The following is a 22690-nucleotide window of genomic DNA, read 5'->3' on the forward strand; positions in this document are numbered from 1 at the left end:
GCGTTTGAGGACTATGACCCGGCTCGCGATGGGTCTCGGCTAGCTGAGGCGCTCAAGCGCGAGGGTGGATCAACTCCAGCTGATCTGCCTTTGGAGATCGCCACGTTGGATGTGCTCCCGCGTTGGTATCAGGCGGAGGCACTGGAAGAGTTGGAAGCCGAGCGTGAGGTGCATGGCCGTATGCACAACTTGGTTGTCATGGCCACTGGTACCGGCAAGACAGTGATTGCTGCACTCGACTATCGGCGACTTGCTGCTGCAGGCAAGGTTGACAGCGTACTGTTCGTCGCTCATCAAGAGAAAATCCTGGACCAGAGCCGGGCTACCTTCCGGCAGACGCTCCGCGATGGGGAGTTCGGAGAGAAGCTTGTCGCTGGGCACCGACCGAAGAAGTGGCGGCATGTCTTCGCTTCAGTTCAGTCGCTGGCCAACATCAATTTCGATGAGCTCGACCCGGCCCGGTTCGATATGGTGATTGTGGACGAGTTCCACCATGCTCAGGCCCCCACATATCGGCGACTGCTTGAGCATCTTCAGCCGCGTTATCTTCTCGGACTGACTGCTACCCCTGAGCGCACCGATGGGATCGATGTCGGTGTGTTCTTCGGCGGGCGGATCGCTTACGAGCTGCGACTCTGGCAGGCTCTTGAACAGCAGCTTCTCGCTCCGTTTCACTATTTCGGCATCCACGACGAAGTCTCTCTGGCCGACGTGACGTGGCGGCGTGGACACTACGACGAGATGGCGCTCAGCGAGCTATACACCGGGAACCACGCCCGAGTACGCCTTATCTTGCAGGCCGTACAGGACAAGATCGCGCACCCTGGTGAGATGCGGGCGCTCGGCTTCTGCGTGAGTGTCCAACATGCCAAATTCATGGCCGACCAGTTCACCAAGCATGGCATCCCTTCCTTGGCGGTGACCGGTGATACGCCACTTGATGAGCGTCGCCTCGCCGTACACCGCCTGAGAAAGGGGGAGGTCAACGTGCTGTTTACTGTTGACCTGTTCAACGAAGGTGTGGACATTCCCGAGGTGGATACCGTCCTGTTTCTGCGTCCTACGGAGAGTGCCACGGTCTTTCTGCAGCAGCTCGGTCGTGGTTTGCGTCGTGACCCGAACAAGACGTGTCTCACTGCGCTGGACTTTGTTGGCCACCAGCGCGCCGAATTCCGCTTCGACCTGCGGTTGCGTGCGCTCACCGGGTTGCCCCGGCGTAAGCTCCCCGAGGCGTTGCCGAACCCAACACTCCCTGCCGGGTGTCATCTCCAACTCGACAGCGTGGTGACCGAGATGGTCCTCGCCAACGTGCGCCGCGCCCTCCGCCTGCCATGGAAGGACCTCATCACCGAACTCCGCTCGATGCCCGAAATTTCTCTGGCAGGGTTCCTGGAAGAGACTGGTCTTGAGCTGGAGGACCTCTACCGGTCCGCTAAGGGAGGCTGGGCCGAGTTGCGTCGTCGTGCTGAGAACCGTCCCGTTGTGGAGGACGATGCCGACCGCAAGCTCGGTCGGGCAATCGGGCGTCTGCTACACGTCGATGACCCGGTACGGCTGGCACTGCTCCGCGACGGTTCCACGGACGATCAACGTCTGCTGGCCATGTTGCATGTTGCGCTGCTCGGTGGCGACGTGCCCTTCGACTCGGGGAAGGGGGTGCTGAACCTGCTGGAGATCCATCCTCAGCGACGGGAAGAACTACGTGAGGTGGCATCCATTCTTGAGGAACGTATGCACCGGGTCACCATGGAGGTCGCGGGCTTACCCCTGCGCCTTCACGCTCGATATGCCAAGAACGAAGCTCTGGCTGCCTTCGGTGTGGACCGTCCCGGTAACGTCCGCGAGGGTGTGAAGTGGGTGCCAGAGGCGGAGGCTGACGTCTTTTTCGTCACTTTGCGGAAGTCGAAGGGATTCTCTCCGACGACCATGTACAACGATCGCGCGATCAGCCCGACGCTCTTCCACTGGGAGTCGCAGAGCACCACACGCGCATCGTCACCGACCGGTCAGCGCTACGTCAACGGCGGTTCGACCGTGCACCTCTTCCTCCGTGAGAGCAAAGACGAGGACGGCTCCCTCGGAGCCCCACCGTTCTTCTACGCTGGACCGATGACCTACGTGTCATCCGAGGGTGATCGGCCGATGCAGGTCCTCTGGCAGCTGGCGCACCCTCTCCCCGCAGATGTCTTCCACCAGGCCAGCCTCGCTACGCCTTAGGGAAGGGGAACCCCGTTATCCTCGGGAGGTGGGCTCCCTGAGAACGCTTGTGCTGTGGGACATCGATCACACGCTGATCAATGCCGATGGCATCGGCAGGGACATCTACGCCCATGCCTTCCGCGCGGTCACCGGGCAGTCGATGGAGCGGGTCGCGGCCATGGCGGGGCGGACCGACTGGGCGATCACGGTGGAGACGCTCCGGATGCATGGCGTCGAGGTGTCGGATCGGCTTCTGGAGTCCTTTGGGACGGCCCTCGCCGAGGCGTTCGTCGTTCACGAGGCGGCGGTCTCGGAGCGGGGCAGGGTCCTGACCGGGGTGCGTGAGGTGCTCGACGTGCTGGCGGGCCGGGTCGATGTGGTCCAGTCGGTGCTCACCGGGAACATGGAGCCTCTCGCGATCGGCAAGCTCAGGGCGTTCGGGCTGGAGCACTTCGTGGACTTCGAGGTGGGCGCCTACGGGATGGACCACGAGGACCGTGCCGTGCTGGTGGGCCTGGCGCAGGAGCGTGCCGCCCGGAAGTACGGGGAGCCCTTCACCATGCGCAACACCGTGCTGGTCGGGGACACGCCGAACGACGTCCTCGCCGGTCACCTGGGTGGGGCGCGGGTGGTGGCCGTCGCCACCGGTTCCAGCGATGTCCGGGCCCTGAAGGAGGCCGGTGCCGAGCTGGTGCTGGAGGATCTCACCGACACGGACGCCGTCGTGCGGGCCGTACTCGTCGTGGCGGATCGGTAGAGCGGGTCCGGAGATCCGCGGATCTCGACCCCGGACGGGCCGGCGGTGAGCCGCCCATCGCCTGCGGCGAAAAAAATTCGTGAGGCCTGTCGAAAAAGCCGTCCGCCGATCGACGCGTAGGCAGAGGCACGTCAGGCCCGGCCGCGCGGCGGGGTCCGGAACCGGAGTCGAAGGAAGATCACCATGAACAAGGTCATTTCGAAGGACGGCACCACCATCGTGTTCGACCGGATGGGGGAGGGGCCGGCGGTCATCCTGATCGGTGGCGGCCCCACCGACCGGTCGGCGAACGCCCCGCTGGCCGAACTGCTGGCCAAGGACTTCACCGTGTTCAACTACGACCGGCGGGGCCGTGGCGACAGCGGCGACACCTTGCCCTACGCCGTCGACCGCGAATATGAGGACATCGAGGCCCTCATCGCCGAGGCTGGCGGATCGGCTCTGGTGTACGGCACTTCCGGTGGCGGGATCATCGCCCTGGAGGCGGCGGCGCGTGGGCTGGCCATCACCCGGCTGGTGGTCTGGGAGACGCCCTACATCGTCGACGACAGCCGCCCGGCTGTGCCGGCGGACTACAGGGATCGGCTGGTCAAGCTCCTGGCCGACGGTCGCCGGGGCGACATGCTGGAGCTGTTCTTCACCGACGCGGTGGGCATGCCCGCCGAGTTCGTCGCCCCGATGCGCGATCTGCCGTTCTGGTCGTCGATGGAGGCGCTGGCACACACTCTCGTCTACGACGCCACCATCACTGGTGACTTCTCCCTGCCCACCGAGCGGCTGGCTGAGGTCGCGGTGCCCACGCTCGTGATCGACGGCGGCACGACCCCGTGGATGAGCAACACCGCCGAGGCGGTCGCCGCCGCGCTTCCCGACGCGCGGCGCCGCACGCTGGAGGGCCAGCCCCACAACGTGGACCCGGCCGCCATCGCCCCCGCGCTGGTGGAGTTCTTCACGGCCTGAACCGGCCTGCCCGGCCTGAACCGGCCTGCGCCCGGCCCGCCGGGCGCGTGCCCGGCGTGTACCCGTCCTGCCCGACCTGCCCGGCGCGTGCCCGGCCCGCCTGGCCTGCCCGAAGCGTGCCGGCCCGTGCCCGGTGGCCGACGATCTGGAACGCCTCGTCCTCCTCGTCCCAGGGAACCCGGCGTTCCCAGGGAACCTGGCGCGACCAGGCGGTGCACGGGGACAGGCGGCGGCCCGTACGGTCGGGTGCATGAGCATCGGAGACCGGAAGGGCAGCGCCGCCGGGAGGGGCGCTCGTTGTGTAGGCCGGTGTCGTATGGGCCGATGGCGTTGGGGCGGGGAGGGGCCCGGGCGGACGCCCTGGACGCGCGGGTGGGTCCTAGCGTCGATCGCCGTGCTGGTGGCCGGGCTGCTGGCTTTCCCCGCCGCCGTGCCCAACACCGTGGGCAATCTCGGCAGCCTGCTGGAGACCTTCCTCCCCTGGGGTGGCCTGGCCGTTCCCGTGCTGCTGGGCGTGGCGCTGCTGCGCCGCTCGGCCACCGCGACGGTGGCCCTGGTGCTGCCCGCGGCGGTCTGGGCCGCCGTCTTCGGCGGGCGGTTGCTGCCCGCCGACCCCGGGATGGCTCATGACCTGACAGCGCTCCAGCACAACGTCAGCGACGAGAACTCCGATCCCGGGGGAACCGCGCGAGTCCTGGCCCGAGCCGGGGCCGACCTCATCGCGCTGGAGGAGCTGACGCCTGAAGCCCTGCCCGTCTACAAGGCCGTCCTCGCACCCGGCCATCCCTACCACGTGGTCGTGGGCACCGTCGGGCTCTGGTCCAGGTATCCCCTTACCGGCTCCCGGCCGGTGGACATCAGGCCGGTGGGCGTCGGGGGCGACTGGAGCCGTGGGCTGCGCTCCACCGCGCGGACGCCGCTCGGTGACATCGCCGTGTACGTCGCTCACCTGCCTTCGGTCCGTATCCGGCTGCGCGACGGCTTCAGCTCCGGCTGGAGGGACGAGAGCGCCGTGGCGCTGGGCGCGGCCATCGCCGCGGAGGAGCTGGACAGGGTCGTCCTGCTGGGCGACTTCAACAGCACCCTCGACGACCGTGGTCTGGCGCCGGTGACCTCCCGGATGACCCCGGCGGACGGGGGTTTCGGGTTCAGCTGGCCCGCTGCTCTCCCCCTCGCCCGGATCGACCACATAATGACCCGTGCGGCGACTCCCGTCGCCACCTGGACCCTGCCCGCCACCGGCAGCGACCACCTGCCGATCGCGGCCCGCGTCAAGCTCTGATGTACACCGGAGGTCCATGGGCGGCCGGGGCCCGTGGCCGTCCCACGCCTTCCCGGTGGGCCGGGGCCGGTGGTCACGGCTCATGCGTCGACGAGACGGGCCAGCTCCGGGAGGACTGTGCCGAGCGGGGCGTCGATGGCGAGGGTCGCGTATCTGTCGCCGCGGGTCGGCCCCTGGTTGACGATCGCCACGGGGATGCCGAGCTTCGCGGCGTGCAGGACGAACCGGCGGCCCGACAGCACCGTCAGCGACGACCCGAGGACCAGGAGCAGGCGTGCTCTCTCCACGAGGGCGAAGCACTCACGCACCCGCTCCACCGGGACGGTCTCCCCGAAGAAGACGACGTCGGGCTTCAACACCCCTCCGTCGCAGGCCCGGCAGCCGACCATCTGGAACGCGTCGGCCTCCGCGTCGCCCAGCTCGACGTCACCGTCCGGGTTGACCGCGGTGGCACGGGCGCCGAACTGTGGATTCGCCTCTGTCAGGCGATGGTCCAGCTCCTCCCGCGAGGTCGAGTCGCCGCAGCTCAGGCAGACCACGTGGTGCAGGCTGCCGTGCAGTTCGATGACCGCCCGGGCGCCGCCCGCCTGGTGCAGACCGTCGACGTTCTGCGTCACGACGCCGGCCACCAGGCCCCGCCGCTGGAGGTGCGCGACCGCGTGGTGGCCGCTGTTCGGCGCCGCCCGGGTCATCGCCCGCCACCCGACATAGCTGCGGGCCCAGTAGCGCCGCCTGGCCGCCGGGTCGCCGACGAACGTCTGATAGGTCATCGGGGTGTGCCGGCGTGAGGCCCCGCTCGGCCCCCGGTAGTCGGGGATCCCCGACTCCGTCGAGATCCCGGCCCCGCTCAGCACCACGACCTCGCCCGCGGTCAGCAGCTCCGCCAGCATGCTCGTACCCTCGCTCACCCCTCCATGCTGCCCCACCGCATGTGCGGAGCGGCCTCCGGCCGCCGTCGAGCCGCGCCGTCTCGACCTCTCCGCGTCCGGGCCAGGCGTCGGCGGGCCAGGGACCGCACGCCCGGCTATCCGTGATCGGTGAGCCAGGACTGCAACTCGCGGTGCCGGAACTGGTAGCCGGTACCCGCCACCCGCAGGAGCCCCGCCTGGCACGCCCACTGGCAGAACGCGGTGAACCGCCAGGGCAACCGCCCGCGCAGGGCGGCGAGCATGATGCCGATCGCGTAGTACGCGCCGCCGCTTCCCACGGTGAGCCCGCCCACGGGCGCGAGCATGAGCCCTCCCACGAGCCCGAACCAGAGCCCGACTCCGAGATCGGCCCGGATCCCCATCGGAGGATCGACCCCGGCCCCGAGCGCGACCATGAGCCCGAAACCCACCGCGATCGTGATCACCAGTGACAGGCGATCCTCGTCTTCTCTCTCGCCCGGGGTGAATCCCTGCGTGGACGCAAAGTCCGCGAGCATGACGAATGCGAGTCCGAACACGAATCCGAACGGTCCGCCCACGAGCCCTCCCACGGTCCCGAAGACGAACCCGAACACGAACCCGAACACGAGCCCGAACACGAGATCGCGGCGGACGGCCTGCCGAGGAGAGGCGAGATCGGCTGACGGGTTCCACGACCCTCGACCGCCCATGAGCCCGAACACGAGCCCGCCGACGGGCCCTCCCACGATCCCGAATACGGCCATCAGCACGAGCTCGGTCTTCACGGTGCCGAACAGGCTTCCGACCGCGGCCAAGCCCGCGGTCAGGAGTCCGCTGATGAGACCGCCCCCGAGCCCGGCCTGGAGTGCGGGGGCGGAGATGCTGCGCATGGCGACGTGAGGTGCGGGCCATTCGGTGCGGATGAAGAGGAAAGGGAGGACCAACGCCCCGAGGGTGGCGCCTAACACCCAGCGAGGGGTCTCGTCGGGCCAGGGGGCGGGCGGGAACGGGATGAGGACGAGGGCGGCGACGGCGACGATGCCGACGAGCAGCGCTGTGGTGTGCAGCAGACGGGTCAGGCGGAGGCCGCCGATCGGCCACAGCAGGTGCGGGACGATGTCGACCTCGGACATGCCCCTGGGGGCGGGGTGGTGCCGCAGATAGTCGGCCTGCCAGCGCAGGTGCCGGGCCAGCGCGGTGAGCCACCGCTCCACCTGCTCGGGGGTGTAGGAGCCACGGCCGCGGGGGGTCAGCGCGGTCGCGGCCGGGATGAAATTGGCCAACATGCTTCCCTCCAGCCGCCGCCGGGTCTGGGCTGCCGTCTCCGTGCTGTGGCGGTCGGTGTGGGGGACGAGCTGGGCGGCCTGGCCGGGGTCGTGGTCGATGGCGCTGGTGGCCAGTATCAGCCGCCAGGGTGTGGACAGGAACTCCCGCACGCCCGCATGCCCGGAGTGGTCGAGCCGGTCCAGTACGGCTTGCCAGGCGTGGTGCTGGCGGGGCTGGTAGCGGTAGCGCCTGTGCAGGTAGTCGGTGACCTGCGGAACGGTGAGCGGCCGGATGATGATCTGACGGGCCTGTTCGAGCAGCAGGCCGCGTTCGATCAACTGGGTGTGACGGTCCGGGCGGGTGGTCACCACCACCGGGCCGAACACCGCGCCGGTGTAGAAGCGGTTGAGTTCGTCGATCAGCGCGGCTGCCCGCACCGGTGCGGCGTCCCGCTTGTCCGGGGCGTCGTCCTGGTCGCCCGGCGCCGGGGTGGTGCCGGGGGCGGGGCCGCCGCCGCCGTCGGCCTGGACGAGGTCGGGGTCCATCTCGTCCAGGCCGTCCAGGATCGGGAGGACGGCGTGCTCGGCGATCAGGCGCCTGGCCTCCTGAGGGGACATGGCGTAGCCGAGGACGAGCTGGTCGGCCAGCCAGTCGACCAGCGGCCGGCCGGTGGGCCAGGAGGCGGCGCTCAGCCGGATCGCGACCGGTCCGCCGGCGGCGGGGTCGTCGAGGACGGCCTGGTTCAGGTCGATCACCATTTGGATCACGAGCATCGTCTTGCCCGATCCCCGCTCCCCGACGATGATCAGACGTTGGCCGGGCAAGGCCGAGAGATAACCGGCGGCGTTGGCCAGCGTGCCCTGTCCGGCCGGCGGCCCGCCGGCGCCGTTCCGGGACGGGAGGGGATCGGTCTCCTGCCAGAACAGCAGCCCCGCCGCCTTCTTCGACACCCACCTCGCCACCGCGCCGCCCTCTGGCTCCCGGCCGTCGCTGTCATGGCCGCGATCAGCGCTGTAGCCGGCGGCCGCGGGATCGGTGTCGTCGAAGGACAGATCGGCCGCGATGACACCACGCAGCAACGCGGCCCGCACCTGGCATTCCTGTTGATGGATCTGGCGGGCCAGCACCACCCGCACCGGCTCCGGCACGGTGGAGCGGCGAGCGATGACGAAGGGCGCCACGATGCTCACCACGGCCAGCGGGAGGCCGATGACCTGCCCGATGTTGGCCACGACGGCGAGCGACTCAGGACCTCCGGCAGCGATGATGAGGTAGATCGAGCCGCTCAGGAAGATCGTGAGCCCGAGCGAGACCAGCCCCAGCCGTGTGGACGCCCGCGACCGCCGCCACAGATTCCGCATGATCGTATGATGATGCGTTCCGTCCCGATCCGGCATTGAAACGTCGCATCGTGTTCACGGGTAACCCGCAGGCCCGTCAGAGACCTGCTCGGTCGGCGTAGAGGCGCAGCAGGGTCGCGGCTCCGGCCAGGTCGTCGGAGGCCGCGGCGCAGGCGGCGACGTGGGCGTTCAGGGTCTCCCGCAGCCACTGCGGGGCGGTGCCGGCTCCGTCCAGCTTGGCCCCGATCTCCCGTAGACGTTGGGCGCATTCGGTGAGCACGCGGGCATCGGACCGCAGGACCTCCGCGTGGGCGGCGATCGCCTGGGGGGCGGTGGACATCGGATGCTCCTTCGGTCAGGTGGTCGGGGACGCCGGTCAGGCGGTCAGGTGGTCGTCGTTCAGGTGGTCGGCACCGGTCCGCCAGGTCTGGTGATCGTGCCGGGATACCAGGTCTGGTGGTCCGCACCGGGACGCCGGGTCAGGTGGTCCGCACCGGGACGCCGGCGGCGCGGAGCGTCTGGTGGGCGGCGATGGACAGGCACAGCAGGGGACGGGCGCCGTCGAGGCCCAGGTCGCGCAGGTGCCGCGCCATGGGATGGGCCGTCCGCCCGACCACCAGCCGTGCCCGCGGCGCGGGATGCGCCCGTCCCCGGCCTCGGGTCTCGACGCACGACCGCAGCGTGGTGCCCCCGTGGCGTGAGTAGCTGACCAGGTCCCGGCCCTCGATCGGGACTCCAGGGCCGAGCGGCCCCCGGAGGGTGAGGAGCCTGTCGTCCGGGCCGCCGACCACGATACGGGCGGAGCGCGCGGTGAGCCGGATGTCCAGGGGGGCGACGGACGGCCGGCGGCCCCAGATCTCCGGGGCCACGGCCGACACGGTGTCGGCGTCGACCACGGAGCCGACGGAGCAGCTGCCGGAGTGCCGGCGGTCCGCCCTCCGGAGCAGATCGGGCCAGACCCGGAACGGCCGCGGCCGCCACGGATCGTGCACGATGATCCCGAGGTCGACCTCGCGGTAGCCCCCCAGGCTGGTCCGCCGGTCCCAGGAGGCGTGGAGGGCGACGAGGGCACGCCCCGCGATCCGGACGGCGGGCCCGAGCCCGGTCTCCTCCAGCAGGGCCGCCGCCACGCCCGGGTCGGCGGCGAAGTAGGCGGTGAGGGCGGAGCCGTCCTGGCACCTGACCGGCAGTTCGAGCGCTCCCCGCGACGTCGTCGCCGGATAGGTCGGCACGGTCAGGAAGGGGAAGCCCTCGGGGTGGGGAACGCGGTCGAACAGCAGGTAGATCTGTGAGCGGGTGACCGGCCCCCGGTACGGCGTGAGCTGTCGGTCGATCCGGTCGCGGGCCTCGGGCAGGTCGTTGGCGATGTTGGCGGCGTAGTGCTCGATGCTGTGGCAGATCGGGAACAGGTGGGTCGAGTCGAAATAGTCCACCACATACCAGTCGGGATGCAGGTCGAAGCAGTTGCCCGCGCCCTGCCCGTCCAGAGTGGGGATGATGTCGTGCTGGTTGGTGACGCTGGCGATCCAGGTCCGCGGGTCCGCGGGCCTCTTGAAGTCGACCGGCGATCCGACGGCCACGGCGTGGGTGACGGTGTAGCGGGCGCAGAATCCGGTGTCCTGCACCAGATTCATGATCGCGGCACCGCCGGAGCTGTGCCCGATCAGGGCGATCTCGGCCCCCGGCGGGATGCCGAAGTCGTCGATGGCTTTGATCAGTGCGCGGCTGTAGGGGCCGCTGTCCAGTACGGCGCTGCTGAAGGCGCCGAGCAGATCCTGTGGGGAGTCGGTGTCGGGCCGGCCGGGTCTCATGCCGGGCACCTGGACGACGTGGCGCGCCACGCCGTCCGGGCCCGTCACGCTCTGGATGAGCATCCGCCCGGTCGTGCCGACGACGCCGATGTTGGCCAGGAAGTCGAGCAGCGAGCCCCGCGATCCCAGCCGTGCGGCCTCGGCGGGGTCCGGCTCCAGGCGGCGTGCGGCTCCGTCTCCCGTGTCGAGGACCGCTATGGCCCGGTTGCTCAGGCCGGTGATCGGATCGGCGCTGGCGTACCCCTTCCCGGTCGCGATCAGCCACGCGGCGGTGTCGTTGAGCGGGTTCTCGTCCAGCAGGGCCCGCAGGGCGAGAACCTCGCCGAAGACCGGGGCGAGCCCGCTGAGGGTGCGTACGGCGCCGCGGTCCTTCAGCAGGGCGCGCAGTGCCCGGACCGACTCGATGTCGCGGTCGGCGCCGACCGCTCCGATGAGCCTGCTCAGCAGCGGGTCGTCGAGCAGCTCCGGGTGGTTCAGGGTCACGGCGGTGATCCGCAGCCGCAGCGAGGTCGCCAGGATGAGGACGGCCAGGCTCTCGGCGCCCGCCATGCCGCCCAGCTTGGCCGCGAGGGCGCCCAGCCGGCCGCCGGCGACCGCGTATCCGAGCCCGCTGCGGTCCGTCACCGCACGGAGCAGGGCACGCTGTGCCCGGTATCCCTCCGCCGGGGCGCGCGGCAGGGCGCCGAGCACGGCACCGTCGGTGAGCGCCGCGGTGGCGTGGACGGACGCCTCCTGGACCGCCGTCCCGATGTCGGCCAACTCACGGGCCGCGGCACGCAGCAGCTCCGCGACCGCGGCCGGGGCACTTTCGGCCAGGGCACCTTCGGCCAGGGCGCCCTCGGCTGCGGCACCCCCGGCCGGGGCGGCTCCGGCCGGGGCGTCGCCGGCCGAGGGGATCTCGGCTCGGGCACCTTTGACCGGGGCGCCTGTGGCCGGAGGGCTTGCGGCCGAGGAGCTTGTGATCGGGACGCCTTTGGCCGGGGAGCTTGTGACCGGGGAGCCTTCGACCGGGGTGCCTGTGGCCGGAGGGCTTGCGGCCGGGGAGTTTGTGACCGAGGCGCCTCTGACCGGAGAGTCTCCGGCTGGGGCGCCCGCCCCGCGGGCGTCGGGGCGGGGGTGGTCCGTGGCGGCATCTCCGCCGCTCACCGCGTCGCCTGCCAGGTCAGGCTCACCGGACGCGGCCGCGGGTCTTCGGGGACGTTGCGGTGGAGCACGTCCGACAGCGTCCGCGTGGTGGCGATGATCTTCATCCCGGCCGGGGAGAAGGTCGCGGCGTTGAACACCCGTGAGGCCAGCAGCGGATTGGTCAGCGCCTGTGAGAAGGCGTCAATGGCGATGATCTTTGTGAGGAGCGGCGGCAGCGTGGCCTCCGGGGCCCCCGGCTCCTCGGCGAACAGGCCGATGTACAGGTCCAGGTCGTCGACGCTCCGGTAGAGCCCGCGCAGCGCCTCACTCACCCTCGGGTCACCGGAGACCTGATCGAAGCGGCGCACGCGGGGGAAGCGGCAGTGCTCGCGGTAGCCGTTGTAGGGGGCCAGGTTCAGTGCGCGCGAGTCGGCGATGCTGGCCACGTCGACCTCCCGCAGGACGGGGTCGGTGTTGAACAGGCCGATACGGCCGGCGCGCTGCCGGGAGGCGTCCTCGAAGAGCCGGCCCAGACCCGGCCCGGGAATGAGCGCTCCACCGATCATGGTCTCCGCCATCGGGAGCTCCCGGCCGCCCACGGACAGGGTGGAGGGGATCAGGCTGTGCCAGCGGTATACCAGGTTGAACTCCGCCGAGGCCCAGTTCTGCCGGTGCCAGGGCGCGTGGGCCAGCATGGCCGACAGCCGTGGGTCGAGGGTGAAGCGGAAGTGATACGGGGTGATGTGGTTGATGTATTCCTCCACCACCAGCTTGATGAGGAGGACGATGAGGATGTTGCGCGCCGTCTGGAACAGGCGTTCGTCGTCCCAGCGCGGATAGTGCCCGGCCAGCAGGCGTGCCACCCTGTTGTGCTCGCGCAGGAAAAGCACCGTGAGCATGGTGAAGCCGATCTGGATGTTGCCCCGGTCGCTGCCCGTCGCGAACAGGGTGTCGCGCTGCGCGTCGGTGAGCTCCGCGAAACGGATCACACCGAGGGCGGAGAACTCGGATTTGATCTTGCCGTTCTCGCAGAGGTGGGGAGGGAACTCCGCGCCGTTGATGAGCTGGCTCTTGAGCAGTCCGCCGTCGAACGTCCGCAGGGCGGCGGTCGCCGTGTCGTCGAGCCCGTAGAGCTGGTTCAGGTCGATGTGGTGGTTGGAGCTGTTCTTGCGTGGATCTCTGGGGACGTGGGTGTCGCCGCGGAGGAAGCCGTCGGTGAACCACTGGGCGAAGTAGGCGAACAGCACGGTGGACCGGGGACACGGGATCATGGCGTCGCCGCGGGTGAACAGGTCGGCGGCGCGCTCGGGGGTGGGCCGGCCGCTCCCGTCTCCCGTGGCCGGTGGCATGTGGCGCCCGTTGAACGTCCGGTCGGTCAGTGAGGCCCACGAGGTGTAGTCGGCCATGGTGCTCAGCGGCTCGGGCCGGGGCGGCATCTCGCGGATCGCGTGGTCGATCAGCGAGGCGTTGAGGCGCCGCCGTACGGGCTGGACGCGCTGGGCGAGGTCCCAGAGCGGACGCCCGTTGGTCAGGGCCAGGAACCTCAGCCGGTTGGCGGCGCCGTCGGTCGCGATGCTCCGCGCGCTCACTCTGGTGGGCTTCACCGTCACGCCCCCTTCCCCGCCGGGCCGAGCCCCAGGACGTATCGGTCGGGGAAGATCCCGTGAGCGCGGACGATCACCCCGTCCGGCGGTGGGAGCGGGTGCAGGCCGGGGCGGCGGAGCAGGCGGCGTACGGTTTCGCAGATGACGGCCCGGGCGGGATGCACGCCGAGGCACGCGTGGTGGCCGTGGCCGAAGTAGAGCCGGAGGTGCTCCGGCCGGTCGAGGCGGAAATCGTCGGGCTCCTCCACCACGTCCGGGTCGAACATGGCCGAGGCCGGTGCGGCGAGCACGAACGTCCCCGCGGGGATGACCGTCCGGCGCGGGGTGCCGGCGGCCAGGACGTAGTCGCGCTCGCACAGCCGGGGGAGCAGTTTGAAGAACGGGCTGAACCGCAGCGCCTCCCAGACGTAGCGGTCGAAACGGGAGGGATCGGGGTCGGCGGCGGCCTCGACGGCCTCCGCCCGCACCTGCGGGCGGAGCATGATCTGCTCCACCGCCTCCACCATGGCCCCCGGCCCGCTCTCCACGGATCCGAGGGGCAGTCCCGCCATGTTGATCAGCAGCCGCTCGTCGCCGACGCCGACCTCGGCCGGGAGGGCGGTGCGGAGGAGGCGGGTGAAGACGTCGTCCGGGAGCGGTCCCCGCCCCGTCGCCAGGGCGGCCCGGCGCTCGGCGAGCAGGCCGCGCAGGTAGCCCATCATCTCCTCGCCCGCGCGGACCGACTCGGCCTGGACCGCCGGGTCGCCCTGGAAGTTGGCGAAGCCGTCGACGACAACGGCCCTCGTCCACCGTGACAGGGTCTCCGGAGTGGGCCCGGGGAAGCCGAAGTAATCTCCGCACACGCGCAGGGCGACGTGCCGGAACAGCTCGCCGACGGCCTCGATCCGTCCGCGCCGCGCCGCGGCGTCCAACGCCTCGTCCGCGATCCGTCCCACCAGTCCGCGCAGGTCCGCCACGTCCTGCGGGGCGAGCATGACCTGCATCAGCCCCTTTTCCCGCCAGTTCATCGGCGTCGCGTCCCTGCCGAGCATGAACGGCCCGCCCAGGGCCGCGTCCAGGCGCGGGCCGAAGGCCCTGACCGTGAAGGTCTCCTCCCGGGAGAGCACTTCGACGACATCGGCGTAACGGGTCACGACGGTGAACGCCGGCGTGACGAAGATCGGCCGCTGTTCGCGGAGCTCCGCGAACAGCGCGCGCCAGTCGGTGCGCATCCACCCCTGGACGAGGGCGGAGGCGGACCTCGGATCGCGTGCCAGGGCCGCGTCGTATCTCGCCAGATGGTCGCCCGTTCTCTCCAGGTGGTCGCCCGCAGCCGACTGATCGACAGCACCCATGCCGTAGGACCCTCCGTCTCACGCGTGAACCGGCCGCTGAAGCCGTGGCGGACGGAGGTCGTCACTTTCCGTAGCCATGGCCCAGGTGGGCGTCACATTACCTCAGGATGGCTACCGAATGCATTGTTTTGACTCCCGTACGTAATCAAGACGTCACTTCCCGGCAAGTCCCGCCACCCCGCCGTCCGGCCGTTGAATGGGTGGCCGGACCGTGCGCAGGCGGTCTCCGCCGCCGCGAGGAGACCGGTCGGTCTCCGCCGACCCCGAGGAGGCCGCCAGGAGGCCGCCAGGAGAAGCAGAAGAAGACCGCCAGGAGAAGGAGGTAGCGTGACCACGTCGGCCTTCCCGCCGGGTCAGCCGGAGTCAGGTGCGGCCGAGAGGGTGCCGGAGTCAGGGGCAGCCGAGACGGTGCCGGAGTCGGGCGCGGCCGAGACGGTGCCGGAGTCGGGCGCGGCCGAGACGGTGCCGGAGTCGGGCGCGGCCGAGACGGTGGCGGTCACGGCCGGGCGCCGCGCCGTCTATCTGGTCGCCCTCGTCATACTGCCGGTGCTGGCCCTGGCGGTCGCGGTCCCCGCCGTCTGGGGGTGGGGGATCGGTCCCCGCGACGCGGTCATCGCCGTCGTCATGTATCTGGTCAGCGTTTTCGGGATCGCCGTCGGCTACCACCGGCACTTCACCCATCGCGCCTTCAGGTGCCGCAGGCCGCTGCGGATCGCGCTCATGCTGGCCGGCGGGATGGCGCTCGAAGGCCCCGTCACGCTGTGGACGGCCGAGCACCGCCGCCACCACAAGTACGCCGACCGGCCCGGCGACCCGCACTCGCCGTGGCGCTACGGCGACAGCGGCCTGGCCCTGCTGCGAGGCATGGCGCACGCCCACGTCGGCTGGTTCTACACCGCGCGCCGCCGCTCCAGCCGGCAGCACTGGGTGCCGGACCTGATGGCCGATCCCGACGTCCGGCGCTTCGACTCCGCCTATCCCGCCGTCGCGGTGCTGTCGTTCCTGCTGCCCGCCGCGGTGGGAGGGCTGTGGGCGATGTCGTGGAGCGGCATGTGGACCGCCCTCTTCTGGGGCGGGCTGGTCCGCTACGCCGTGGTGCACCACGTGACCTGGTCGGTGAACTCCATCGCCCACACCTTCGGCGAACGCCCCTTCAGGAGCAGGGACCGCTCCTCCAACGTCCGGTGGGTGGCGCTGCTGACCCTCGGCGAGGGCTGGCACAACTGGCACCACGTCGACCCGACCTGCGCCCGCCACGGGGTGCTCAGAGGCCAGCTGGACCCGAGCGCCCGCCTGATCCGCTGGTTCGAACGGGCAGGGTGGGCGTACGGCGTGCGCTGGCCGGACGCCGCGCGCCTGACCGCCCGCCGCTCCGCCGGTTCCGCCGGGGCGGGGGTGGGTGCCGCCCCGGCGGAACCGCCGGTCATCCCCGCACCCCCGCCACCTCCTCCTCCCCGCTGACCTCGTCGTCATCGGTGACCAGCGCGCCGCTGAACTGCGCTGCGTACAGCCGGTGGTAGGCGCCCTGGGCGGCGAGCAGCTCGTCGTGGGTGCCGTGCTCGACGATGCGGCCGGCGTCCATCACCAGGATCAGGTCCGCGTCGCGGATGGTGGACAGCCGGTGGGCGATGACGAAGCTGGTGCGGTCGGAGCGGAGCGCGGCCATCGCGTGCTGGACCAGGACCTCGGTCCGGGTGTCGACCGAGCTGGTGGCCTCGTCGAGGATGAGCAGGGACGGGTCGGAGAGGAAGGCGCGGGCGATGGTCAGCAACTGCTTCTCCCCGGCGCTGACGTTGCCGCCCTCCTCGTCGATGACGGTGTCGTAGCCGTCGGGCAGGGTGCGGACGAACCGGTCGACGAACGTGGCCTGCGCGGCGGCCAGGATCTCCTCCTCGGTGGCCCGGGGGTTGCCGTAGGCGATGTTCTCGCGGATGGTGCCGCCGAACAGCCAGGTGTCCTGGAGCACCATGCCGATGTGCGAGCGCAGGTCCTCACGGCGCATCGCGGTGACGTCGACGCCGTCGAGGGTGATCCGGCCGGAGTCCAGCTCGTAGAAGCGCAGGATCAGGTTGACGAGGGTGGTCTTCCCCGCGCCGGTCGGGCCGACGATCGCGACCGTGTGCCCGGGCTCGGCCACCAGCGACAGATCCTCGATGAGAGGCTGCTCCGGTTCGTAGCGGAAGGACACGTGCTCGAACTCGACGCGGCCCCGCCGGGAGGCGGGCGGCACCGGGTCGGCGGGGTCCGGCTCCTGCTCCTCGGCGTCCAGCAGCTCGAAGACCCGCTCGGCCGAGGCCACCCCCGACTGCAGCAGGTTGGCCATCGAGGCGACCCGGGTCAGCGGCTGGGTGAACTGCTGCGAATACTGGACGAACGCCTGGACGTCGCCCAGGCTCATCGTCCCGGTGGCGACCCGTATGCTCCCGACGACGGCGATGGCGACGTAGTTGAGGTTCCCGATGAACGTCATCGTCGGCATGATGATCCCGGAGATGAACTGGGCGCCGAAGCTGGCCTTGAACAGCTCCTCGTTCCGGTCCTGGAACGCCTGCTCGACCTCCGGCCGGCGGCCGAACACCTTCACCAGCTCGTGGCCGGTGAACGCCTCCTCGATGTGGGCGTTCAGGGTGCCGGTGTGGGTCCACTGCGCGACGAACAGCTTCTGCGAGCGCTTCGCGACCTGCTTGGTGACGACCATCGACAGCGGGATGGTCACCAGGGCGATCAGCGCGAGCAGCGGCGATATCACGAACATCATCGCCAGCACGCCGATCACGGTCAGCAGCGAGGTCAGCAGCTGGCTCATCGTCTGCTGCAGGGTCTGGGACACGTTGTCGATGTCGTTGGTGACCCGGCTGAGCAGCTCGCCGCGCGGCTGGCCGTCGAAGAACCGCAGGGGGAGCCGGTTCAGTTTGTCCTCGACGTCGGACCGGAGCCGGTACACGGTGCGCTGGACCACGTCGTTGAGGATGTAGCCCTGGAGCCAGGCGAAGACCGACGTCGCGACGTAGAGCACCACCGCCCAGACCACGAGCGTGCCCAGTGCGCCGAAGTCGACTCCACGACCGGGCACGACGTCCATCCGCGAGAGCATGTCCGCGAAGCTGTCGTCGCCCGCCGCGCGGGCGGCCGCGACCGCCTGCTCCTTGGTGATCCCGGAGGGCAGCTGCTTGCCGATCACGCCGTCGAAGATCATGTCCGTCGCCCAGCCGAGGAGCCTCGGCCCGATGACGGAGAGCACCACGCCGATCAGGGCGAGGACGAGCACCACCGTGATCCTCGCGCGCTCGGGCGCCAGGCGCCGCATCAGCCGCCGCGTGGACGGCCAGAAGCTCATCGACTTCTCCACGAGCATCCCGGCCCCGGCGAAGGGGCCCCGCCCGAAGAGGCCGCCGCCCGCCGGCGGGCGTGGTGGCGTGGTCGTCATGGGCCGGTCGCTCATGCTGCGCTCCCCGCGGCTAGTTGGGACTCGACGATCTCGATGTATGTCGGGCAGGATTCCAGCAGCTCGTCGTGGGTCCCCATGCCGACGATCACGCCGTCGTCGAGCACGATGATCTGGTCGGCGCCGGCGATGGTGGAGACCCGCTGGGCGACGATGACGACGGCGGACCGGGCGGTGTAGGGGCGTAGGGCGGCGCGCAGCCGGGCGTCGGTGGCCAGGTCGAGAGCCGAGAACGAGTCGTCGAACAGGTAGATCTCGGGCTTGTTGACCAGCGCTCGGGCGATGGAGAGCCGCTGCCGCTGGCCACCGGAGACGTTCGTGCCGCCCTGTGTGATGGGCGCGTCGAGGCCCCCGGGCATCGCCTCGACGAAGTCGCGGGCCTGGGCGACCTCCAACGCCTGCCACAGCTCCTCGTCACTGGCGTCCGGGTTGCCGTAACGCAGGTTGCTCGCGACGGTCCCGGTGAACAGGTACGGCTTCTGCGGCACCAGGCCGATGCGCGTCCAGAGCATCTGGGGGTCGAGGTCGCGGACGTCGACGCCGTCGACCGACACCGTGCCGGAGGTGGCGTCGAACAGCCTGGGCACCAGGGAGACCAGCGTCGTCTTGCCGGCTCCGGTGCTGCCGACGACGGCGGTGGTCTGCCCGGCGGAGACGCGGAAGGAGATGCCGGACAGCACCGGAGCCGCCGCGCCCGGGTAGCGGAACTCGACGTCCCGCAGCTCCAGCTCGGCGCGGCCGTGCACCTGCCGTACGGGATCGTCGGGCGGGCGCACCGACGACTCGGTGTCGAGCACCTCGCCGATGCGCTCGGCGCAGACCGCGGCGCGCGGGATCATCATCGAGATGAAGGTGGCCATCATCATCGAGGTGAGGATCTGGATCAGATACATCAGGAAGGCGGTGAGGGCGCCGACCTGCATCTCGCCGCTGTCCACGCGGCCGGCGCCGAACCAGAGCACGGCGACGGCGGAGACGTTGAGGATCAGCAGCACGACGGGGAAGATGAGGTTCATCAGCTGCCCGGCGCGCAGCGCGGTCGCGGTCAGCGCGTCGTTCGCCCCGGCGAACCGGAGCGTCTCCTCGCGTTCCCGGACGAAGGCGCGCACGACGCGGATGCCGGTCAGCTGCTCGCGCAGGACCTGGTTGACCCGGTCGATGCGCTCCTGCATCGCGCGGAACTGGGGGACCATGCGGGAGATGATCAGCCCGATCGACACCAGCAGCACGGGGACGCAGACCGCCAGGAGCCAGGACAGGGTGAGGTCCTGGCGCAGTGCCATGATGATGCCGCCGATGCCCGTGATCGGCGCGGAGACCAGCATCGTGCAGCCCATCACCACGAGCATCTGGACCTGCTGCACGTCGTTGGTGCTGCGGGTGATCAGCGAGGGCGCTCCGAACTGGGAGACCTCCCGGGTGGAGAACTCGCCCACCCGGTGGAAGACCGCTGAGCGGACGTCCCGGCCGAATCCCATCGCCGCGCGGGCGCTGTAGTAGACCGCCGCGATCGAGCAGATGATCTGGATCAGGGACACGAACAGCATCCAGCCGCCGGCGGACAGGATGTAGCCGGCGTCGCCGGTGGCGACGCCCTGGTCGATGATGTCGGCGTTGAGGCTGGGCAGGTACAGCGAGGCCATGGTGCCGACGATCTGCAGCACCACCACGGCGGTCAGCGTCGATGAGTAGGGCCTGAGATAGGTGCGTAGCAGCCGGCTCAGCATGAGTGGTGCCCTCCGCTTGGGGTGTCGGAGCTGTTGGAGGTCTCCGGACCGCCGGTGGCGTCCGGATCGGGCGCGTCGTGCTCCGGGCGCAGGCGGATGCCGTCCAGCAGCATGGAGACGATCTCCGCCGGTGACAGCGGGTCGTCCTCGACGAACCGGGGATGGCTGCACGCGACGGTCAGCAGCTGCAGCCGGCGCACGGCCTCCTGCGGACCGCAGCGCAGCCGGTCGCGGCCGGGCTCGATCAGGTCGATGAGCGCCTGCCGGATGACGACGTTCTGGCCGAGCCGGATCTGGCGGTTGCGGCCGGCCTCGACGGCACCCCCGCACCCCAGGGCGTCCAGCAGCCGGAAGACGCGCGTCGTGCGCTGCTGCAGGATCTCGACCGCCGCGACGAGCCGGGCGTCCAGGGGGGCCGCGCGGTCGATGGCCGCCAGGTCGCGCAGCAGCGGGTCGGGGTCGAAGGCGCTGGCCACGGCCGCGTCCACGAGCTCGTCCTTGGTGGCGAAGACCCGGAAGATCGTCCCCTCCGCGACGCCGGCCGCCTGCGCGATCTGCCGGGTGTTGACGTCGGGGCCGTGGGCGAGCACCAGCGACAGCGTGGACGCGATGAGCGCGGCACGCCGCTCGTCCGGCGGGAGCGGCGCGGCGCGCTGGGAATGGGACGTCATGATCACGCGGATGACCCTACACGGCGAGTGAGTGAGTTACTCACTCATAAGGGTGAGCAATCCGTTTACAGGGGTGGGCGGCCCGGTGTCCGTGGCGGTCCGGTCGCTCCGCCGCCGGTGGGCATCGAGGTCCGTCTGGAGGCTAGTATAAATTTGCAGTGGACTTCAAATTTGCACTACGTTCAATGATGGGCGGGCGGGTGCGGAGCGCGGCACCCGCCCGCCGGGCGGGGTGCGTCCGGGGCGGTGGCCCGCCGGGCGGGCTCCGGCGCGCGCCGTCCGGAAAGGATGAGGACACCATGACGCGGCACGTCTTTCGAGTGATCATTCGTGGCAAGTTCGACCGGTTGGGCGACGCCGACCGGGCCGCGCTCCTCGACCGCCTCGGCCGGGCCGACGGCCAGGACATGACCGGGAGCCCTTTCAGCGAGGAGGGCACCTTCGTCTATGACGAGACCCTGAGCTGGTTCACGTTCCGCTGCCAGGTGTCAGCCGACGCGGCGGGCGGCGAGGCCGCGGCCCAGCAGGAGGCGATCGCCCTCCTTGAGGCCCACGGCTACGGGTTCAGGGATCCGCGTCCGGCGATGACGAACATGAGCACCATCCCCATCCGCAGGAAGGGCCGCCGGGTGAGCTGACGCGCTTCTTCCGGCCGCCGCGCCGGCCCGGCCATCTCGCCGCGGGCCAGGCCGGTCTCGCCGCGGTCCCGGGCGGGCCGTGCCGTCCCGGGCGGGCCGTGCCGTCCGGTGGACCGGCTTGACCTGCGTGTCCGTTAAGCCGGCGGGTGCGCAGGGTATGGCCGCCTTCGGACAAGGAGGTGCTTCCATGGCGCTCATCGACCGGGAATGCGTCCGGCGGCTGCTGGAATCACCGGACCCCGACACCGCCCTGGTGTTCGTCCGCGGCGACTGCCTGGTCCTGGAGAAGGGGGAGATCGACGATGACCACCGGGCGCTGATCATCGCGCGCCGCCGGGACGTGGCGGACTTCACCGCCGGCGATGTGGTCACGGACGAACAGCTCGACCTGCTGGCCGACCGGCTCGACAACGTCGCCCGGGACATAGGGGTCTGAGACCCGGCGGCTCACTCGGGCTCGGGGAAACTCTCGGCGCGGGCGTCGTAGCGGGCGCGGGTGGCCTCGATCTCGTCGACGTGCTCCTCGGCCCACGAGACGAGGGAGCCGACGGTGTCGAGCAGCGTGCGGCCCATCGGGGTGAGCGCGTAGTCGACGCGGGGCGGCATGACCGGATACATGGTCCGGGAGATGATGCCGTCGCGCTCCAGTCCGCGCAGGGTGACCGTCAGCATGCGCTGGCTGATGCCGTCGATGTCGCGCTTGAGCTCGTTGAACCGCTTGGTGCGGTCGCTCAGCTGGGAGATCACATACAGCGACCACTTGTCCCCGACGCGGTCCAGGATCTCGCGGGCCTGGCAGGCGGCCCTGGTGCGCTCGGAGAAGGCCGTGCTGTCCATGGTTCTCTCCAGGTAACTAAATGAGGTGAAAGTGCCTTCTTGTCACTTTTGGTGAAGTGTCACCAGGATAGAGGCGGTTCCCCTTCGGAACCGACCTATCAAAGGGAACCGCCTTACCCCAGGTAACCCAAGGAGACACGATGACGACCAAGGCTGTCGAGATCCCCGGCTACGTCGCCGGCACGTGGGCCATCGATCCGGCCCACTCCGAGGTGAGCTTCGTCGTCCGGCATCTCATGATCAGCAAGGTGCGCGGGCGCTTCCTCGCCTTCGAGGGCCGGATCGTCACCGGCGGCGACCCGCTGGAGTCGAGCGTGACCGCGACCATCGACCTGGCCTCGGTCGACACCGGCAACAAGCAGCGGGACGACCACGTCCGCTCCGCCGACTTCTTCGAGGCCGACGTCCACCCGACCATGACCTACCGCTCCAGCGGGATCCGTCCCGACGGTGACGGCTTCCTGCTCGACGGCGAGCTCACCCTCAAGGGGGTGACCCGCCCGGTCCCGCTGAAGCTGGAGGTCAACGGGTTCGGCCCCGACCCCTTCGCCGCCGACCCCTTCGCCGGTGGCCGCGCCGGGTTCACGGCCACCGGGGAGATCAACCGCATGGACTTCGGCGTCAGCTACAACGGCCCCATCCCCGGCGGCGGCGTGGCCCTGAGCGAGAAGGTCCAGATCGTCATCGAGATCCAGGCGGTCCTCCAGACCGACGCCACCGCGTGACGGCCGCTCGCGGGCGTCGGTCCCGCGCAGGCCGTCCCGTGACGATCCCTCGCGGGTGCCGGTCCCGCGCCACCTCATG

At 70.3% G+C, this 22690-nt stretch carries 18 protein-coding genes; 8 read left to right on the plus strand and 10 right to left on the minus strand.

All coding sequences use genetic code 11. The annotated features are described in order from the left end of the window. The 4 genes from ACWDS7_RS23205 to ACWDS7_RS23220 all read left to right on the plus strand — a co-directional run. The coding region (locus ACWDS7_RS23205) for a DUF3427 domain-containing protein (RefSeq protein ID WP_451930965.1) at nt 1-2217 on the plus strand (2217 nt) is incomplete at its 5' end. A 28-nt stretch (nt 2218-2245) separates the two neighbouring features. Then, on the plus strand, nt 2246-2956 hold the full coding sequence (locus tag ACWDS7_RS23210; RefSeq protein WP_451930966.1) for an HAD hydrolase-like protein: 711 nt from the start codon (nt 2246-2248) through the stop codon (nt 2954-2956). 183 nt (nt 2957-3139) lie between these two features. Continuing rightward, nucleotides 3140-3916 carry an alpha/beta fold hydrolase gene (locus ACWDS7_RS23215; protein WP_451930967.1) on the plus strand — a complete coding sequence of 259 codons (777 nt, stop codon included), beginning with the start codon at nt 3140-3142 and terminating at the stop codon, nt 3914-3916. A gap of 316 nt (nt 3917-4232) precedes the next feature. Further along, entirely contained in the window at nt 4233-5198 is a 966-nt protein-coding gene (locus ACWDS7_RS23220) for an endonuclease/exonuclease/phosphatase family protein (protein WP_451930968.1), read from the plus strand. A gap of 80 nt (nt 5199-5278) precedes the next feature. Here ACWDS7_RS23220 and ACWDS7_RS23225 read toward each other — a convergent pair whose 3' ends face one another. The 6 genes from ACWDS7_RS23225 to ACWDS7_RS23250 all read right to left on the minus strand — a co-directional run bounded on the left by ACWDS7_RS23225 (nt 5279) and on the right by ACWDS7_RS23250 (nt 14568). Then, nucleotides 5279-6088, minus strand: coding sequence for an NAD-dependent protein deacetylase (locus ACWDS7_RS23225; RefSeq protein ID WP_451930986.1), 810 nt, complete (start codon nt 6086-6088; stop codon nt 5279-5281). Nucleotides 6089-6222: 134 nt separating this feature from the next. Next, nucleotides 6223-8715 (minus strand): NACHT domain-containing protein, encoded by a 2493-nt coding sequence (locus ACWDS7_RS23230; RefSeq protein ID WP_451930969.1) that lies wholly within the window; start codon nt 8713-8715, stop codon nt 6223-6225. 76 nt (nt 8716-8791) lie between these two features. After that, on the minus strand, nt 8792-9034 hold the full coding sequence (locus tag ACWDS7_RS23235; RefSeq protein ID WP_451930970.1) for a hypothetical protein: 243 nt from the start codon (nt 9032-9034) through the stop codon (nt 8792-8794). A 139-nt stretch (nt 9035-9173) separates the two neighbouring features. Beyond that, nucleotides 9174-11264, minus strand: coding sequence for a hypothetical protein (locus tag ACWDS7_RS23240; protein WP_451930971.1), 2091 nt, complete (start codon nt 11262-11264; stop codon nt 9174-9176). A gap of 383 nt (nt 11265-11647) precedes the next feature. Beyond that, a complete protein-coding gene (locus ACWDS7_RS23245; RefSeq protein ID WP_451930972.1) occupies nt 11648-13234 on the minus strand; it encodes a peroxidase family protein in 1587 nt (528 codons plus the stop codon). Nucleotides 13235-13236: 2 nt separating this feature from the next. After that, entirely contained in the window at nt 13237-14568 is a 1332-nt protein-coding gene (locus tag ACWDS7_RS23250) for a cytochrome P450 (RefSeq protein WP_451930973.1), read from the minus strand. A 462-nt stretch (nt 14569-15030) separates the two neighbouring features. Here ACWDS7_RS23250 and ACWDS7_RS23255 point away from each other — a divergent pair, with 462 nt between their 5' ends. Continuing rightward, nucleotides 15031-16029: an acyl-CoA desaturase gene (locus ACWDS7_RS23255; RefSeq protein WP_451930987.1), complete on the plus strand. Its 999-nt coding sequence runs from the start codon at nt 15031-15033 to the stop codon at nt 16027-16029. Here ACWDS7_RS23255 and ACWDS7_RS23260 read toward each other — a convergent pair. From ACWDS7_RS23260 to ACWDS7_RS23270, 3 genes are read right to left on the minus strand one after another with little or no spacing between them, the layout of a single operon-like run. Then, nucleotides 15992-18010, minus strand: coding sequence for an ABC transporter ATP-binding protein (locus ACWDS7_RS23260; protein WP_306863283.1), 2019 nt, complete (start codon nt 18008-18010; stop codon nt 15992-15994). The two genes, ACWDS7_RS23255 and ACWDS7_RS23260, sit on opposite strands and share 38 nt — an antisense overlap. After that, nucleotides 18007-19740 (minus strand): ABC transporter ATP-binding protein, encoded by a 1734-nt coding sequence (locus ACWDS7_RS23265; RefSeq protein WP_451930974.1) that lies wholly within the window; start codon nt 19738-19740, stop codon nt 18007-18009. The genes ACWDS7_RS23260 and ACWDS7_RS23265 overlap by 4 nt, the downstream gene beginning before the upstream one ends. Further along, the gene (locus tag ACWDS7_RS23270; RefSeq protein ID WP_451930988.1) at nt 19734-20411 is read right to left on the minus strand and encodes a TetR/AcrR family transcriptional regulator; all 678 of its coding nucleotides are present in this window, start codon (nt 20409-20411) and stop codon (nt 19734-19736) included. The genes ACWDS7_RS23265 and ACWDS7_RS23270 overlap by 7 nt, the downstream gene beginning before the upstream one ends. A 299-nt stretch (nt 20412-20710) precedes the next feature. On the opposite strand from ACWDS7_RS23270, the gene ACWDS7_RS23275 reads away from it, so the two are divergent. Then, complete coding sequence (locus tag ACWDS7_RS23275) at nt 20711-21049, plus strand: DUF6204 family protein (RefSeq protein WP_451930975.1); 339 nt, start codon at nt 20711-20713, stop codon at nt 21047-21049. Nucleotides 21050-21236: 187 nt separating this feature from the next. Further along, the gene (locus ACWDS7_RS23280; protein ID WP_306863298.1) at nt 21237-21485 is read left to right on the plus strand and encodes a hypothetical protein; all 249 of its coding nucleotides are present in this window, start codon (nt 21237-21239) and stop codon (nt 21483-21485) included. An 11-nt stretch (nt 21486-21496) separates the two neighbouring features. Here the strand turns inward: ACWDS7_RS23280 and ACWDS7_RS23285 are convergent, their stop codons facing one another. After that, complete coding sequence (locus tag ACWDS7_RS23285; protein ID WP_451930976.1) at nt 21497-21886, minus strand: winged helix-turn-helix transcriptional regulator; 390 nt, start codon at nt 21884-21886, stop codon at nt 21497-21499. Nucleotides 21887-22026: 140 nt separating this feature from the next. Between ACWDS7_RS23285 and ACWDS7_RS23290 the strand changes: the two genes are divergently transcribed. Beyond that, on the plus strand, nt 22027-22611 hold the full coding sequence (locus tag ACWDS7_RS23290; protein WP_306863303.1) for a YceI family protein: 585 nt from the start codon (nt 22027-22029) through the stop codon (nt 22609-22611). Nucleotides 22612-22690: the final 79 nt, after the last annotated feature.

Source organism: Streptosporangium sp. NPDC003464, from assembly GCF_053588315.1.